17 protein-coding genes and 1 riboswitch are annotated in these 15,664 nt (G+C 71.9%); of the genes, 10 read left to right on the forward strand and 7 right to left on the reverse strand.

Annotated features, from left to right (window positions below; all coding sequences use genetic code 11):
* Nucleotides 1-33 precede the first annotated feature (33 nt).
* The 3 genes from OG439_RS34095 to thiO form a co-directional block, all read right to left on the reverse strand.
* Complete coding sequence (locus OG439_RS34095; protein ID WP_326944754.1) at nt 34-792, reverse strand: thiazole synthase; 759 nt, start codon at nt 790-792, stop codon at nt 34-36.
* A 1-nt stretch (nt 793) separates the two neighbouring features.
* On the reverse strand, nt 794-994 hold the full coding sequence (thiS, locus tag OG439_RS34100; protein ID WP_247058612.1) for a sulfur carrier protein ThiS: 201 nt from the start codon (nt 992-994) through the stop codon (nt 794-796).
* Nucleotides 994-2,070 (reverse strand): glycine oxidase ThiO, encoded by a 1,077-nt coding sequence (thiO, locus tag OG439_RS34105; protein ID WP_326944755.1) that lies wholly within the window; start codon nt 2,068-2,070, stop codon nt 994-996. Before thiO ends, thiS begins: the two co-directional genes overlap by 1 nt.
* Nucleotides 2,064-2,169: riboswitch (TPP riboswitch) on the reverse strand. It overlaps the preceding gene by 7 nt.
* 31 nt (nt 2,170-2,200) lie before the next feature.
* Between thiO and thiE the strand changes: the two genes are divergently transcribed.
* On the forward strand, nt 2,201-2,860 hold the full coding sequence (thiE, locus tag OG439_RS34110) for a thiamine phosphate synthase (protein WP_326944756.1): 660 nt from the start codon (nt 2,201-2,203) through the stop codon (nt 2,858-2,860).
* Nucleotides 2,861-2,922: 62 nt separating this feature from the next.
* Here the strand turns inward: thiE and OG439_RS34115 are convergent, their stop codons facing one another.
* Entirely contained in the window at nt 2,923-3,663 is a 741-nt protein-coding gene (locus tag OG439_RS34115; RefSeq protein WP_326944757.1) for a hypothetical protein, read from the reverse strand.
* Between the two features lie 146 nt (nt 3,664-3,809).
* Between OG439_RS34115 and OG439_RS34120 the strand changes: the two genes are divergently transcribed.
* Complete coding sequence (locus OG439_RS34120; protein ID WP_326944758.1) at nt 3,810-4,757, forward strand: threonine ammonia-lyase; 948 nt, start codon at nt 3,810-3,812, stop codon at nt 4,755-4,757.
* 1 nt (nt 4,758) lies between these two features.
* On the opposite strand, the gene OG439_RS34125 is transcribed toward OG439_RS34120, so the two are convergent.
* Nucleotides 4,759-6,297 (reverse strand): MFS transporter, encoded by a 1,539-nt coding sequence (locus tag OG439_RS34125; RefSeq protein ID WP_326944759.1) that lies wholly within the window; start codon nt 6,295-6,297, stop codon nt 4,759-4,761.
* A gap of 42 nt (nt 6,298-6,339) precedes the next feature.
* Complete coding sequence (locus OG439_RS34130; protein ID WP_247058618.1) at nt 6,340-7,095, reverse strand: GntR family transcriptional regulator; 756 nt, start codon at nt 7,093-7,095, stop codon at nt 6,340-6,342.
* A 148-nt stretch (nt 7,096-7,243) separates the two neighbouring features.
* Between OG439_RS34130 and OG439_RS34135 the strand changes: the two genes are divergently transcribed.
* Nucleotides 7,244-8,290 (forward strand): SIS domain-containing protein, encoded by a 1,047-nt coding sequence (locus OG439_RS34135; RefSeq protein WP_247063754.1) that lies wholly within the window; start codon nt 7,244-7,246, stop codon nt 8,288-8,290.
* Nucleotides 8,287-9,252 (forward strand): N-acetylglucosamine kinase, encoded by a 966-nt coding sequence (locus OG439_RS34140; RefSeq protein ID WP_326944761.1) that lies wholly within the window; start codon nt 8,287-8,289, stop codon nt 9,250-9,252. The genes OG439_RS34135 and OG439_RS34140 overlap by 4 nt, the downstream gene beginning before the upstream one ends.
* Nucleotides 9,253-9,353: 101 nt before the next feature.
* On the opposite strand, the gene OG439_RS34145 is transcribed toward OG439_RS34140, so the two are convergent.
* The gene (locus OG439_RS34145) at nt 9,354-10,016 is read right to left on the reverse strand and encodes a DUF3159 domain-containing protein (RefSeq protein WP_326944762.1); all 663 of its coding nucleotides are present in this window, start codon (nt 10,014-10,016) and stop codon (nt 9,354-9,356) included.
* Between the two features lie 278 nt (nt 10,017-10,294).
* Between OG439_RS34145 and OG439_RS34150 the strand changes: the two genes are divergently transcribed.
* From OG439_RS34150 to OG439_RS34175, 6 genes are all read left to right on the forward strand, one after another.
* Entirely contained in the window at nt 10,295-11,113 is an 819-nt protein-coding gene (locus tag OG439_RS34150) for an SGNH/GDSL hydrolase family protein (RefSeq protein WP_247058621.1), read from the forward strand.
* A gap of 859 nt (nt 11,114-11,972) precedes the next feature.
* Complete coding sequence (locus tag OG439_RS34155; protein ID WP_326944763.1) at nt 11,973-12,767, forward strand: OmpA family protein; 795 nt, start codon at nt 11,973-11,975, stop codon at nt 12,765-12,767.
* A 14-nt stretch (nt 12,768-12,781) separates the two neighbouring features.
* Entirely contained in the window at nt 12,782-13,177 is a 396-nt protein-coding gene (locus OG439_RS34160; RefSeq protein WP_326951685.1) for a hypothetical protein, read from the forward strand.
* A gap of 56 nt (nt 13,178-13,233) precedes the next feature.
* Nucleotides 13,234-13,710 carry a DUF6932 family protein gene (locus tag OG439_RS34165; protein ID WP_326944764.1) on the forward strand — a complete coding sequence of 159 codons (477 nt, stop codon included), beginning with the start codon at nt 13,234-13,236 and terminating at the stop codon, nt 13,708-13,710.
* Complete coding sequence (locus OG439_RS34170) at nt 13,707-14,591, forward strand: hypothetical protein (RefSeq protein ID WP_247058625.1); 885 nt, start codon at nt 13,707-13,709, stop codon at nt 14,589-14,591. The genes OG439_RS34165 and OG439_RS34170 overlap by 4 nt, the downstream gene beginning before the upstream one ends.
* 304 nt (nt 14,592-14,895) lie before the next feature.
* On the forward strand, nt 14,896-15,564 hold the full coding sequence (locus OG439_RS34175; RefSeq protein WP_326944765.1) for a DUF4190 domain-containing protein: 669 nt from the start codon (nt 14,896-14,898) through the stop codon (nt 15,562-15,564).
* Nucleotides 15,565-15,664: the final 100 nt, after the last annotated feature.

The raw sequence follows: 15,664 nt of genomic DNA on the forward strand, positions 1-15,664 counted from the left end.
GGCGGTGCAGGTTCGGTGTTAAGGCGCTCCGGTTCACCGCGGCGGGCTCGACGCCTGCGCCCAGAAGCGCTGCGGCACCCGCCCCGCGCCGCGGGCCAGCCGCCCGGCGACGACGGCCGACCGCATCGCCGCGGCCATCCGCTCGGGGTCGCTGGCCCGGGTGACCGCGGTGGACAGCAGGACGGCGTCGCAGCCGAGCTCCATCGCCAGGGTGGCGTCCGACGCGGTGCCGATTCCGGCGTCGAGGATCACCGGGACGCCCGCTCGCGAAACGATCAGCTCGATGTTGTGCGGATTCCGGATCCCGAGGCCGGTGCCGATCGGCGCGCCCAGCGGCATCACGGCGGCGCAGCCGGCCTCCTCCAGGCGCAGCGCGAGCACCGGGTCGTCGTTCGTGTAGACGAACACGGTGAACCCGTCGGCGGCCAGCTGCTCGGCCGCGTCGAGGGTTTCGACGGGGTCCGGGAGCAGCGTCCGATCATCCGCGTGGACTTCGAGCTTGATCAGATCGGTACCGAGCGCCTCGCGCGCCAGCCGCGCGGTGAGCACGGCCTCGGCGGCCGTGCGGCAGCCCGCGGTGTTCGGCAGCAGCTCGATCCCGAGGCGCCGGAGCAGTTCCAGGACGCCGGAGCCGCCCTCGGCGTCGGCGCGGCGCATGGCGACGGTGGTCAGCTCGGTGCCGGACGCGACCAGCGCCCGTTCGAGCACGGCGAGGTTCGCCGCGCCGCCGGTGCCGATGATCAGCCGTGACGACAGCTTGTGCGTGCCGATGACGAGCGGTGCTTCGTCCACTTCAGCCTCCCTGGACGGCGGTGAGCACGTCGAGCGCCGCGCCCTTGGGGACGGCGGTGGCGGCCCAGTCGCCGCGGCGGACGACCACGCCGTCGACCGCGACGGCGATGCCGGGCCGTTGCCCGCCGGCGGCGTCGAGGACATCGGCGACGGTCGCGTCGTCCGGGAACTCCGTCCACTTGCCGTTGAGCTTGATCTCCATCACACGTGCTCCTTCTGGTGCAGGCGGGCGGGTGAAGCCGCTTCGACGCCTTCGGGCGGCTTCTCACCTTCGAGCCAGGCGACCACGGCGGCCGCGGTCACGGGGGCCAGCAGCAGGCCGTTGCGGTGGTGCCCGGTCGCGGCGTAGACGCCGTCGGCCAGGACGCCGAGGTACGGCAGCGCGTCGCGGCTGCCGGCGCGCAGGCCCGCGGCCGTCTCGACCAGCTCGTACTCGGTGATCGCCGGGAAGACGCGCTCGGCGCCCTCGATCAGCTCGCGGACACCGCGCGCGGTGACGGCCTGGTCGAAGCCCGCTTCGTACTGCGTCGCGCCGAGGACGAGCTCCTGGTCGCCGCGCGGGACGAGGTAGATCGGCCGGCCTTCGACGACGGCGCGGACGGTCCGCGTCGGCGGCGGCAGGCAGCCGCGGCGCGGTTTCAGCCGGAGGATCTCGCCCTTGAGCGGGCGGACGGCGTCGGCCAGCCGCGGGTGCAGCCGGCCGGTCCAGGCGCCGGCGGCGAGCACGACGGCGTCGGCGTCCGGGATCGTTTCGACGCGTTCGCGGACGAACCGGACCTGGCGGTTGACGCAGACCGCGTACAGCGCGTTGAGCAGTTTCCGGTTGTCCACGGCCAGGTCGCCGGGCACGTGGAGTCCACTTCGGACGGACCCGACGCCGGGTTCGAGCCGCTTGGCCTCGCGCCCGGTGAGGCGTTCGGCCGCGCGGCCGAGGGACTGCAGGTGGTCGGCGAGGATGTCGAGGTGCCCGGCGTCGGCGCTGTCGAAGGCGACGACCAGCGTCCCGTGTCCGGCGAGCCCGGGGTCGACGCCTTCTTGGACGAGGTCGGCCGCGAATCCGGGCCAGCGGCGGAGGGACTCTTCGCCGAGGGCGAGGACGTCTTCCTCACCCGGCCAGGCCTCGGTGACCGGGGCGAGCATGCCACCGGCCAGCCAGGACGCGCCGCCGCGCACGGGTTCGGGGTCGTGGACGGTGACCGCGTGACCTTTCGCGGCCGCGCGCCACGCCGCGGACAGGCCGATCACGCCGGCACCGACCACGGCCAAGGTGTTCGTCATGGGATCACGCTCCCTGCGCCGGCATGACCCGGATCAGGTTCCACGGTCGGAGCGGCAGCTCCCTCTCAGCCCGTGCCTCGGGCTCCCGTGCGGACTCGGCCACCCTAGCTCGCCGGGTACGGTCGCCGCTATGCCCGCCCTCTCCGGTGACAAGATCCGCGCCCGCCTCGACACCGCACGCCTGTACCTGTGCACGGACGCCCGGACGACCCGCGGCGACCTCGCCGCGTTCGCCGACGCGGCCCTGTCCGGCGGCGTCGACATCATCCAGCTGCGCGACAAGACCGGCGCGTTGGAAGCCGCCGGCGAGATCGCGGCGCTGGAGGTGCTGGCGGAGGCGTGCGAGCGTCACGGAGCACTGCTCTCGGTGAACGACCGGGCGGACGTGGCCCTGGCGGTCGGCGCGGACGTCCTCCACCTGGGCCAGGACGACATCCCGGTCCCCTTGGCCCGCCGCATCGTGGGCGACGACGTCGTGATCGGCCGCTCGACGCACTCGGTCTCGCAGGCTGCGGCCGCTGCTTCCGAGCCGGGTGTGGACTACTTCTGCACGGGCCCCTGCTGGCCGACGCCGACGAAGCCGGGTCGCTCGGCGCCGGGCCTGGACCTGGTCCGTTCCACGGCCGCCGCCGCGGTGTCCCGGCCGTGGTTCGCCATCGGCGGCATCGACGTCCCGCGCTTGCCGGAGGTCCTGACGGCGGGAGGGTCGCGGATCGTGGTGGTCCGGGCGATCACGGAGGCGGAGGACCCGGCTGCGGCAGCCCGCGAACTGCGCTCCCACCTGCTCTGACGCTGAAGTCCGTGAAGGACTCCTTACCGGCTCTTATGGCCGGTAAGGAGTCCTTCACGGCTTTACGGGGTCGGGGTGGACGCCGCGCCCTGGCTGGTCGGGGGTGCCGCCGAGGTTGTCGGCTTCTGGGAGGTCGTGCTCGGCGTTGTCGGGGTGGTGGTCGGTGTGTCCGACGAGGTCGTCGGTGGGGTGTTCGACTGCGTCGTCGTCGACGACGTGTCCGTCGGTGAGTCCTGGGTGTCGTTCGTCGAGGTCGAGGGCGTCGTCGACGGGGTCGGGGTCGAGGGGCCCGAGCCGCTGCCGAAGATCTTGCCGATGCCCGCTCCCGTGCCGCCCGCTACCTTGCCGCCCGTGGCCGCGTCCACGCTGACCATCGCCAGGATTGCCACCGCGAACGCCACCACACTCGTGCCGATGATCAGTGGCCAGCGCAGTTTTCGCAGCCTGCCCGGCTCGTCGTCCGGACCGTCCGTGGGCAGGTCGTCCGGGCGCTTCAGCCGGACCGTGGGTTGCTCGGCCAAGGGCACCTCGGCGCCGCCTCGGCGGCGGATGCCCGACGTCGCCAGCTGGCGGGCCTTCGACGCGGCCGCTCGCGTGCGCTGCAGTGAGCGCAGGTACACCTCGCCGCCGACCGTGGTGATCACGCTCGCCACGCCCGCGCCGGCCACCGTGCCCGCCACGCCGAGTGTCGACCCCAGCAGCGCCGCCGTCACCGCCGCGAGCGCCGCCGCCATCACCTGCGCGATGCGCAGTCCTGACTTTGCTTCCTTCGTTTCGGAAGTCGCTGCGTTCTCCTTGCTCATGATCCCGATCCGGTAGTAAGTCTTCTCCCCTGTCCAACGTGTAAGGCGCGCGGGAAACTCCCCTCGTTGCCGCAGCGTGAGGAGCGCCACGTTGACCGTCCACTATGGACAGTGTAAACCGAACGGTTTCTTGACATACTCGGCACATGGAACTGGTCACGATCTCCGACATCGAGGCGGCCGCGAAGCGCGTCGAAGGTGTCGCCGTGCGCACGCCGCTGTTGCTCCAAACGTGGGACCCGCGCAAGTCCTTGTGGCTCAAACCCGAGAGCCTGCAACCGATCGGCGCGTTCAAGGTGCGCGGCGCGTTCAACGCGATCGGCACCCTCGACGCCGCGACGCGCGCCCGCGGCGTCATCGCCTACTCGAGCGGCAACCACGCGCAGGCCGTCGCGTACGCGGCGCAGCGGTACGGCGTGCCCGCGGTGATCGTCGTGCCGGACGTCGCGCCGCGGATCAAGGTCGAGGCCACCCGCTCCTACGGCGCCGAGGTGATCGAGGTGCCGATCGGCGAACACGAGGCCAAAGCGCACGAACTGGCCGCCGAACGCGGGCTGACCCTCGTCCCGCCCTACGACCACGCGGCGATCATCGCCGGGCAGGGCACCGCGGGCCTGGAGATCGCCGAGGACCTGCCGGACGTCGACGTCGTGCTGGTGCCGGTGAGCGGCGGCGGGCTCGCCGCCGGCGTCGGCACCGCGATCAAGGCGCGCTGCCCGCGGGCGCGGGTCATCGGCGTCGAGCCCGCGCTGGCCGGCGACGCGACCGAAGGCCTGCGGCTGGGCCGCCAGGTCGACTGGCCGATGGCCGACCGCGCCCGCACGATCGCCGACGGCCTGCGCGCCCAGCCGTCCGAGCTGACGTTCGCGCACCTCACGAAGGTCGTCGACGCCATGGTCACGGTCACCGAGGACGAGATCCGCGACGCCGTCCGGACGCTGGCGCAAAAGGCCCGCCTGGTCGCCGAGCCCAGCGGCGCGGTGACGACGGCGGCCTACCTGCACCACGCGGCCGAGCTGCCCACCGGCCGCACGGTGGCGATCGTCTCCGGCGGCAACGTCGACCCGGCGCTGTTCGCGGAGATCCTGGCCTGAGTCAGGCGGGGGTCCCCCGGCGCACGTGCGTCGGCGGGCCCTCGACCCCGCAGCTGAAGCACTCGCCCAGGTGCGGCGCCTCGTCCGGGTGGGACGACTCGTCCGCGGCCGGCGGCGCGGGCGCGGGAGTCGGCGGCGCGAGGACGCCGTTGTGGATGCCGAGCGCGATCAGCCCGCCGGCGATGGCCAGGACCGCGCAGATGATCAACGCCGTCCGCCAGCCCGCGGTCAGCGCGACCGGGTCGTTGTACGCCTCGCCGGTCAGCCCGGCCGCGGCGGGCAGCACCGCCACCGCCAGCAGGCCGCCGGAGCGGGCGATCGCGTTGTTGACGCCCGACGCGACGCCGGCGTAGCGGTCCGGGGCCGCGGCGAGCACCGTCGCGGTCACCGGGGCCACCACGGTCGCCAGGCCCAGCCCGAACACGACGACCGCGGGCAGCACGGCCCCGAGGTAGGACGCGCCGGGCGCGATGCGCAGCATCAGCAGCATCCCGATGCCGACGACGATCGGCCCGACCACCAGCTGCGTCCGCGGGCCGATGCGCTGCGCGAGCGCGCCCGAGCGGCCCGAGAGCAGCAGCATGATCACCGTGAGCGGCAGGCCGGACAGGCCGGCCGCGGTCGGCGAGTAGCCGAGCGAGACCTGCAGCTGCATGACCAGCAGCATCAGCACGCCGCCGAGCGCCGCGTACATGGCGAAGGTCAGCGCGTTGGACAGGGTGAACGTCCGGTCGCGGAACAGCGACGGCGGCACCAGCGGCTCCCGCGAGCGGTGCTGGACGAACACGAACGCGGCCAGCCCCGCGATCCCCAGCACACCCGCGACCAGCACGATCGGGTCGCCGATGCCGCGTCCCGGCGCCTCGACCAGCGCGCCGGTGATCCCGGCGAGGCCGATCGCGCCGAGCGCGGCGGCGCCGAAGTCCGGGTGCCCGGTCGCTTCCTCGTCCCGCGACTCGGGCACGAACTTGCGCGCCATGAAGACGACGGCGACCGCGATCGGCACGTTGATCAGGAACGCCAGCCGCCACGACCACAGCTGGACCAGCAGCCCGCCGAGCAGCGGCCCGGCGGCGGCCGCGATGCCGCCGAGGCCGGACCACGCGCCGATCGCGCGGGCGCGCGCGTCGTGCGCGAAGGACGACTGGAGGATCGCCAGCGACCCGGGCGTCAGGAGCGCGCCGCCGATGCCCTGCAGGATGCGCGTCGCGACGAGCATCTCGGTCGACGTCGCGGCGGCGCAGAGCCCGGACGCGACGCCGAACCAGACGACGCCGATGAGGTACATGCGGCGCCGGCCGTACCGGTCGCCGAGCGAGCCGGCGACCAGGATGAGCGCGGCGAGCGCCAGCATGTAGCCGTCGAGGATCCACTGGAGCCCGGCGACGGACGCCCCCAGCTCGGTGCCGATGCGGGGCAGGGCGACGTTGACGATCGTGCCGTCGAGCATCGCCATGCCGGAGCCGAGGATGGTCGTGGCGAGCACGCCGCGCGCGGCGTGCGTCCCCCACCGGATCCCGGTGTCTTCGGTGGCTGTCACCAGCACACTCCACCGTGCCCGAAGACCCCCGTCAACCTGGCCCTACGGCATCAGCGTCGTGACGAACTTGTAGCGGTCCCCCCGGTAGATCGCGCGGGCGAACTCCACCGGCTTGCCGTCGGTGGCGAACGAGTGCCGTGTCAGCATCAGCACCGGCATGCCGACGTCCGCCCCGAGCATCTCCGCTTCCTGCGGCCCGGCGAGCGACGTCTCGATCGTCTCCTCCGCGCGTTCCAGTTCGACGCCGTAGTGCTCGCGCAGAACGGCGTACAACGACGCGCCCGCCGAGACGTGCTTGCGCAAGCCGCGGAAGCGGCCGAGCGGCAGGTGCGTCGTCTCCAGTGCCATCGGCTGGGAATCCGCCAGTCGAAGCCGTCGAAGGCGAAGAATTTTCGCGCCCGTCCGGATTCCGAGCAGTTTCGCCAGATCGCCCTCGACCGGGAGCTCCTCGACTTCCAGGAGCTTGGACGACGGCTTCAGGCCCTGCTTGCGCATGTCCTCGGTGTAGGAGGACAACTGCAGCCGCTGGGCGAGCTTCGGCTCGGCCGCGAAGGTGCCTTTTCCCTGCACACGGTGCAGCCGGCCCTCGGCGGTGAGGTCGGCCAGCGCCTGGCGCACGGTGGTGCGGGAGACCGTGAACTCCCCGGCGAGCGCGCGTTCCGTCGGGATCGGCGACCCGGGCGGCAGCACGTCGAGCAGGTCCAGCAGGTGCTGTTTCAGTGCCCAGTACTTGGGCTCTCGCTGACCGCGCATCCCGGCGACGGCACCCGCCTCGCCCGCGGTGGTGGTGTCCAACATGCCCGACTCCCTATGTCTTCCCTCATAACACGCCACGTCCCCGTAAGAAACGTACCCTTTTCCCCAAACGCGCCGCCCCACTAAGATTGGTCTAGACCTGACCGACGCCGCCTGAGTCCGGTACATAATGCCGGAGGTGGAGAGGAAAATGATGACCGAACAACGGCCCGGCGAGCACATGGCCGCGGAGATCGCCCAGCAGCCGGACGTCTTGGCCGGACTGGTCGAGCGTCAGGCGGAAATCGCCGGGGTGGCGGAAAAGATCTCACAACGCCCCCCGCGCTTCGCTTTGCTCGCCGCGCGTGGATCGAGTGACCACGCAGCGTTGTATGCGAAGTACCTGATCGAGGTAATGCTCGGCCTTCCGGCTGGTCTTGTCTCCCCGTCTACGGCGACGCTGTACGGCGCGCGGCCCGATTTGCGGGACGTGCTGTTCGTCACGGTCAGCCAGAGCGGCGGCTCACCTGACCTGATCGAGGTGACCGAGACGGCCCGCCGCCAGGGCGCGCTGACCGTGTCCGTCACCAACACGCCCGAGTCGCCGCTGCGCGCGGCGTCGGAGCTCGGCATCGACATCGGCGCCGGTGTCGAGACGGCCGTCGCCGCGACCAAGACGTACTCCGCCACCCTGATGGCGCTGTACCTGCTGATCGACGCGGTGCGCGGCGGCAAGGCGGCCGACGCCGAGAAGATCGGCGAGCTGGCCCAGCAGACCCTCGACGGCTCCGTCGAGGGCGTCCAGCGCGCGGTCGACCGCTACCGCTTCGTGGACCGCGTCCTCACGACCGGCCGCGGTTACTCCTACGCGTCCGCGCTCGAAGGCGCGCTCAAGCTGGCCGAGACCAGCTACCTCGCCGCCCGCGCGTACAGCGGCGCGGACCTGCTGCACGGCCCGGTCGCGGCGGTCAACGGCGAGACCGCCGTGCTCGCGGTGACCAGCGCCGGGCACGGCGGCCAGGCGATGCACGAGGTCCTCGAGGCCGTCGGCAAGCGCGGCGCGGACGTCCTCGCCGTCGGCTCGGCCGCCTCCGAGGTGCCCGCGGCGCTGCGCATCGACGTCGCGCCGACCGTCGAGGAGCTGGCGCCGATCCTGGAGATCCTGCCGCTCCAGCGGCTCGCGCTCGGCCTGTCGCTGGCCCGCGGCGGCGACCCGGACAGCCCGCGCGGCCTGCTGAAGGTGACCAAGACCCGGTGACCTTCGCTGTCGGCGTGGACGCCGGCGGCACGTCGACCAGGGCCGCACTGGTCGACGCCGCCGGCGTCGTGCTGGGTACCGGGCGCGGCGACGGCGCCAACCCCAACGCGCACGCGCCCGAGGTGGCCGCGGGCCGGATCGCCGACGCGATCACCGCGGCCCTCGGCGGGCGCGACCCCGGCGGCGTGCGCGCGTGCGTCGTCGGCATGGCCGGGGTCAGCAAGCTGAGCGACCCGGCGATCGCCGCGGTTTTCGACGCGGCGTGGGCCCGGATCGGCCTCACCGGCGTCGTGCGCACGGTCGCCGACGCGGAAGTGGCGTACGCGTCCGCGACCGCCGCGCCGGACGGGACCGTGCTCGTCGCCGGCACCGGCTCGATCGCGGGCCGGATCCGGAAGCGGCGGCTGGCCGGCACCGCGGGCGGCTACGGCTGGCTGCTCGGTGACGAGGGGTCGGCGTTCTGGCTCGGCCGCGAAGCCGTCCGGTCCACTTTGGAGGCACTCGGGCGCGGGTCGTCACTCGACGGCCTCCCCTCGGCGGTGCTCGCCGAAGCGCTCGGACCGTCCGGTGTGGACGTCCGGACCGACGCCGAGCGGCTCGCCGCGTCCCGGGCGTTGATCACGAACGCCAACGCGGAGGCGCCGGTGCGGCTGGCCCGGTTCGCCCCCTTGGTGAGCGCGGCGCACGACGCCGGCGAGCCCGCGGCGGGCGAAATCGTGGCCCGCGGGGCCGGGCTGCTGGTCGCGAACGCCCTCGCCGCGCGCGAGCCCGGCGAGTCGACCCCGGTCGTCCTCGTCGGCTCGGTGCTCACCGGGACCAGCCCGGTCGGGGCGCTCGTGCGGCGTGGATTGACCGGTCTCGAGGTGCTGACCAGCTCCGATGGGGTGCTCGGGGCGGCCTGGCTGGCCGCCGTCGACGCCTTCGGCGAGGGGGCACCGAGACCGGCGCTCCTGGGAAAATGAGCAAAACGCGGCGCGAAGACGTGAAAACGTCGACTGAACCCGGGTAGTCCGGGTACCGTAGGCAGTGGCCCCCGGACCCTCCCCCCTCGCCGGGGGCCGCCTTATGCCCCGGGTACGTCGTCCGGCCGGGTTTCGGGGGTCAAGCGCAGGCCGGGATGCTCCGGCGGCAACGCGCGGTAGAGCACCCAGCCACTGACCGCGACGGTCAGCGCGACCAGCGGCCACGACAGCACCGTGCGGGCCACGCCGAGCGCGATCACCTGGCCGGACCACCACAGCAGGCCGTAGACGACGACGCGCAGCACGTACTGGCCGAACACCCACACCCAGCTCGCCCTCGAGTAGGCCTTGAGCAGGACGGGGTCGCGGCGCCAGCGCGTCTTCTGGCCCAGCACCAGGCCCACGACGACGCCGAGCAGCGGCCAGCGGACCACGATGCTGGCCGCCCAGAGCAGCGCGCTGGCCACATTGGACATCAGCTGCAGCAGGAAGAAGTCCTGGGCGCGGCCGGTGTGCAGGGCGATCAGCGCGGCCGCGACGACGGCGGCGAGGCTGACCACGATCGCGCGGATCTTGCCGCCGCGGGCGTACCGGAAGATCCCGAGCGCGACGGCGACCGCGATGGCGGCGCCCGCCCCCCAGGCGATGGACTGGCCGGCCGCGAGCCAGCCCACGACGAAACCGACCGGCGGGATGCTGGCGTCGAGCGCACCCCGGCGGCCGCCGAGGATCTGCGCGAGCGACTCGCGGGGTTGTTCGGACACGTGTCCAGCCTGCCGGATCAGCCCCGGAACGCCCCGGCCGGGGAGATCTTCGCCACATCGGGTGCCGGTTTTAACTCCGAGTGTGCTGTTTCACGGCATACCGAAGGTGAAGACTGCGTAATACAGAAGCGCGGAAGGCCGACAAGATAAGACACTGTTACCGCTGGCTGAACCCGCGGTGGCGGTGGGCGCATCGTGGGGGTGCGGCCCGATTCGTTAGTTGGGGTGTACAACTATATGTCGGGGTGGTCGGTCGCAGGACGGGAAGGGGACCCAACGTGTACGGATTCGACAGCTATGTGGCGCTCGGTGACAGCTTCACCGAGGGGCTCAACGACGCGTTGCCGGACGGTTCGTTCCGGGGCTGGGCCGATCGGCTGGCCGAGATCCTGGCGGCCGGGCGGTCCGACTTCCGGTACGCGAACCTGTCCCTGCGGGGCAAGATGCTCGACGAGATCATGGACGAGCAGCTGCCGATCGCGCTGGAGCTGAAGCCCGACCTGGTCACGCTCTGCGCCGGCGGCAACGACATCATCGTCCCGGGCGCCGACGTCGAAGCGGTCGTCGAGCGGTTCGAGGAGGGCGTCGCGAAGCTGCGCGAGGCCGGCATCCCGGTACTCATCTTCAACGGCCCGGACACCAAGGTGCTGTCGGTGATGTCGGTGCTGCGCGGCAAGGTGGCGATCTACAACACGCACCTGTGGGCGATCGCGGAGCGCCACGGAGCCCGCATGGTGGACTTGTGGACAATGGGCCCGCTACACGACCGCCGAGCCTGGAGCGACGACCGCCTCCACTTCTCCCCGGAGGCCCACCGCCGCATCGCCCTGAAGTCGGCGGAGGTCCTGGGCATCCCGGTGGCCAGCGACTGGCGCGAGCCGTGGCCATCAGAGGACACCCCGAGCCGCTGGATCGACTCGCGCAGGTCGGACCTGGCGTGGACGAAGGTGCACCTGCTGCCGTGGATCCGCCGCCAGCTACGAGGCGAGTCGATGGGCGACGGCCTGTCCCCGAAGCGGCCGCAGTTGGCACCGCTGGTGCCGATCGAGGTTCTCGAAGCGGCGGAGAACGCTCAGCAACAGCAGCAGGCCAGCTGAGGTTGGGGTTTCACGTCGGGGGTCTTCGCGCCTCTCGGCTGGTTGCTGTCGGGCTGAGGGGTCTGCCCTGCGGTTTGTCCGGCTGCCTGCGGCTCTGTGATTAGTTCTGCTTGACGGTCTGCGGTTGTTCCGCTGCCGCCCTGCGGCTGATCTCGCTGCCCGCCTCGCGGCTGATCTCTCTACCGATCTCGCGCCGGTCCTAGCGGCGCATGTCTGTGGGCACCCGACACGGCCCAGGATCATCGGGGCTCCGGCTGCCCGCCCACCTCAAGTCCGCCGAACTGTCTGACGGCCGAAGGATCGCCTGGCTCCAAGCCCTGCCGAACCCGACTGCTCCGCCAGGCTCGCTTCGCTCACTCGCCCCGCTCAGTTTCGCCCGTTGCGCTGCGCTCTGCTGCGCCAGACTCTGCCAGCCCGCTGTGCCGGGTTCTGCTTCGCTCAGCTCCGCTGCGCCAGGTTCCGCTCAGCTCCCCGGTTTCGCTCCGCTCCGCTGCGCCAGACTCCGCTCAGCTCCGCCCGCTCAGCTCCCCCACTCCGCTGCGCTCCGCCCACCCGCTGCACCAGGCTCGCTTCGCTGAGCCAGGCTCCGCCGGCTCGCGCTCCGCCCGCTCGCTCCGCTGCTTCGCTGCGCCCGGCTCCGCCCGGCTCCGCCCGCTCGCTCCGCCCGGCTCCGCTCGCGCTCCGAGACCACCACCCCCACCAACCTGCGAAAACCGCCCCCTGGTGACCCAACAGACATACCCCACCACTCCCAAGGGGGGCCGCCCGTCTCCAGCGTAACGGGGGGATCCGACAGAACGTGTCCGCACGATCACCGCAACCCGAGTTGTCCACATGTCGACCCGGCTGGGGACAAACTGTGGACGGACCGCTCTCCCAGGTCGCCAAGCTGCCTCGTCCGGCTTACAGTCGCTTCATGTCCGGTGGGCGTGGCTGGATCCGGTTGATCCCGATCGCGGTGCTGGTCACGGCGCTGCTGGCGGGGGTCGTGACCTGGGCGCAGGCCGGGAGCATCCAGCGCGACCTCACCACGAAGTCCCAAGACGCGCTCGCCGCCGCGGGGCTTCCCGCGGGCTCCGTCAGCTTCGACGGCCGGGATGCCACCCTCAGCGGCTTTCCGCCCGACAAGGCCTTGCGCGCCCTCGATGTCGTCCAGAACGTCGATGGTGTCCGGGCCGCGCAGATCTCCGGCGACGTCATCCCCGTGGCCCCGACACCGACAACGAGCCCCAGCCCCAGCCCGACAAAGACAACACAGCCAAGCCCGACAACGACCACAAGCTCAGCACCGCCGCCCACCGACAAGGCCGGCGTGCAGGCCGAGATCGATCGGATGCTTGCCGAAGCGCCCATCGCCTTCGTGCCGAACACCGCTCGGCTCACTCCCGAAGGCGAGCTGGCCGCCAAGGGCGTCGCCGTCGCGCTCGCCAAGTCGCCTGCGACCTTTCGGTACCGCGTCACCGGGCACGTCGCCCGTGGGCCCGGTGGCGAGAGCGCCGCTCTGAAACTCTCCCGGGACCGCGCCCGGGCCGTCGCGCGGATCCTCACGTCGAACGGGCTGACCGCCGGGCGTGTGACGTCGCGGGGGCTGGGTGACACCCGGCCCGCCGCCGGTGGCGAAGAGGACCGGCGCGTCGAGATCACCGTCGTCTGAAGGGTGTGAGCAGGATGGTGTGGCTGTTCGGGCAGATCTGGCTGTGGCTGATCGTCGCCTTCGCCCTCGGTGCGGTCTCCGCGTGGCTCGTCCTGCGCACCCAGCACACCGCGCCGGAGCCCACCCGGGAACCCGAGCCCTACTACGAGCCCACGCCCCGCAATGAAGCTGAGCAGACGCAGTTCATCCCCGCCGCGAACTTCCAGCCGACCGAGGAGTCCCGCTACGACGAGGACACCCCCGAGCCCGCCGGGCACCGGGAAGGGCGCCTCCCGCTACCACCGCAACGCGGGGCGCAGGACGAGTACTGGCCCGCCGAAGAGGAACCGGTCTGGCCCGAAGCGGACGACCTGCCCGACGCCACCCACCAGTGGCCGCAGGCCCCGCACCAGCCTGGGCGCGGTGCCTGACACCCATCCTGGTAAATTCGGCTACGCACTGTGAGCGAGGCTGAGAAGGGGGTGGCGTGGCGCTCCCCCATTGGACGCCCCAGCAGGTTCTGCCGCCGGGCCGGCACGCCGGCGACCTCGCCGACGTCTACGAGCGCCTGGTCTTCGACGCCCCGCACCAGAACGAGCGCGAGATCCTCTTCAGCGCGCTCAACAGCTACCTCGGCGTGGCCCGCCGGATCATGCCGTCGGGGCGCGCCTGGATCGGCGGCGAGCTGGTCATGCGCACCGCGCACCCGCCGCGCGGCCTCGACGTCGTCCTCATCCCGGACGAGTGGGGCGCGCTGAAGCGGCTCGACGACGAAGGCCGGTCGGCGCTGTACGGCCTGCTGACCCTGCGCGGCGTGATCGTCGGGCAGCCCGCGATGTACCTGGACCAGGTGCAGCCGGTCGGGGGCATGCTGGACGGCTTCCTGTGCCGCCCCGGCGACGAGGACACCTGGGCCGAGGTCTGGGCCGCAGGCGGCAAGGGCTACCCGGAGATGATCTGGTGAGGAACGAGTTCCGGCGCATCGCCGACGAGATCCCGGGCGGCACCTGGCTGGACGACCTGGCGCGCGCGTCGGCGATGGCCGCGAACGCCAAGTTCGAGCGGACGTCCCGGTCGCCGCTGCTGCACGTGTCCGTGATCGGCGAGCAGCACATCGACGCCTACACCTTCTCCGACATCAGCCGGGCGCTGCAGGACGCGACGGCCAAGATCGGGCACATCATCCGGAACCCCTCGGGCGAGGTCACCATCGTCCAGCAGGCCGACCGGGACAAGGCGCCGCTGATCCAGCGCGGCCAGGCCGGCAACGCGATCTTCTTCGGTTTCCCCGAGCTCGACGTCGCCGACGACGCGCTGATCGTGGACGGCATCGAGACGCTGTCCGAGCGGGCCGTGAAGGAGCTGTGCGACTTCCTGCCGGCCAACGGCTCGGACGACGGCGCGCTCGACGCCGTGCTGCTGCAGCGCGACACCGTCCGCAACGCCGTGAGCGACATCGTCAACGCCGTCGCGAAGAACGCCGGCATCGGGATGGCGCTGACGCCGACCGCCGGCGAGCAGGTCACCCGCAGCATGACGACCGAGCAGGCGCGGATCTTGCAGGGCAGCCTCCGGGAGTCCCGCGAGGCCGTCGGCTACGAGACGGTGCGCGGGCGGCTCGACGGCGTCCGCACCCGGCGGCGGATCTTCTACCTCGACCGCGAGTCGGGCGGGACCATCCAGGGCGCCGTGGCCGAGGACCTGCTCGACGAGATCAAGGAGAACCTCGACCACCCGGTGACCGCCCGGCTGCGGGTCGTGCGCACGACCACGATCGACGGCCGCCGCGGCCGGCCGGTGTTCGAGCTCCTCGAGATCACTCCCGAAGTGAGTCTTTTCGACTGAGAAGTCCGATATCCGGCCTGCACTCCGCGACCGACCCGCCACTCGTCGTAGGCCTCACGGCGGTGCCGGGATGTTCGTACCGAATTTACGATACCGGCCGTGAGGTCGCGGAAGACCGCATCGAACAGTGGGAACTCCGATATTCTTCCCATTGATCACCGGGCCACACCCTGCGCGCGAGGTCAGGAAATACCGATACCCGGCGCAAAATGGTGGGACAATGACTTTTTCCAGAATGTAACAATTTCGTTCTGGGCCACACTTATGGGTTAACGTCGTCGCACTCCCATCCGAAGGGGCAGGCATGATGACCGACCCGCAGTACCCGCCGACCACCGCGCGCCACGGCAGCAGGCCGGCGCCGCCGGTGACGGCCACTGAGCGTCGTCAAGCGAATGCGAAACCCGCCCGGAACATCCTGGCGATCGTCGGCCTGCTCCTCGGGATCGCGGCCCTGGCCGTCGCTTTCGTCCCGGACATCGGGTTCGTCGCGTGGCCCCTGGGCGCGATCGGGCTGGTCCTGGGCGTCCTCGGGGTGGTCCAGGTCAAGAAGGGCACCGTGGGCGGCCGCGGGCTGGCGATCACCGCCGTCGTCGTCTCCGTCGTGGCGCTGCTCTCGACCGGCGGGATGCTGGTCTACTCGACCTTCCTCGGCGGCGGCAGCTCCGGGCTGCACATGCCCGCGGCGGCCGGCGACAAGCACGCCGTGGTCTTCCAGGTGACCTCCGCCGGCGGCGCGACCGTGCGCTACGGCAGCCTCAGCGACCAGCGCACCGAAACCGCGCCCGCGAGCACCGACGCGTGGCAGGGCCAGGCTTCGTACAACAATGGTTCTTATCTTTTGACGCTCACCGCGGACACGCGCAATTCGAATTCATACAACGATATCGGGTGCGCCATTCTCGTCGACGGCAAGAAGGTCGCGGAGAACAGCGGGACGAGCATCGCGCTCTGCACGGCCAACGTGGGCTGATCGGCGGCACCCGCCTGGCGACCGGCCGGCCTACCCCCATCTCGGCCGGCCGGGCCGCCACGAGCCGCTCCTGGCGGCTCCGGGCCCCGCCGGGGTTTCC

This window comes from Amycolatopsis sp. NBC_01307 (assembly GCF_035975215.1).
Taxonomy (GTDB): domain Bacteria; phylum Actinomycetota; class Actinomycetes; order Mycobacteriales; family Pseudonocardiaceae; genus Amycolatopsis.

Excerpts from the sequence above, each read along its gene's own strand:
- thiS (WP_247058612.1), bottom strand. The coding sequence starts at position 994 with ATGGAGATCAAGCTCAACGGCAAGTGGACGGAGTTCCCGGACGACGCG.
- thiO (WP_326944755.1), bottom strand. The coding sequence starts at position 2,070 with ATGACGAACACCTTGGCCGTGGTCGGTGCCGGCGTGATCGGCCTGTCC.
- thiE (WP_326944756.1), top strand. The coding sequence starts at position 2,201 with ATGCCCGCCCTCTCCGGTGACAAGATCCGCGCCCGCCTCGACACCGCA.
- OG439_RS34115 (WP_326944757.1), bottom strand. The coding sequence starts at position 3,663 with ATGAGCAAGGAGAACGCAGCGACTTCCGAAACGAAGGAAGCAAAGTCA.
- OG439_RS34120 (WP_326944758.1), top strand. The coding sequence starts at position 3,810 with ATGGAACTGGTCACGATCTCCGACATCGAGGCGGCCGCGAAGCGCGTC.
- OG439_RS34130 (WP_247058618.1), bottom strand. The coding sequence starts at position 7,095 with ATGTTGGACACCACCACCGCGGGCGAGGCGGGTGCCGTCGCCGGGATG.
- OG439_RS34135 (WP_247063754.1), top strand. The coding sequence starts at position 7,244 with ATGATGACCGAACAACGGCCCGGCGAGCACATGGCCGCGGAGATCGCC.
- OG439_RS34160 (WP_326951685.1), top strand. The coding sequence starts at position 12,782 with ATGGTGTGGCTGTTCGGGCAGATCTGGCTGTGGCTGATCGTCGCCTTC.
- OG439_RS34175 (WP_326944765.1), top strand. The coding sequence starts at position 14,896 with ATGATGACCGACCCGCAGTACCCGCCGACCACCGCGCGCCACGGCAGC.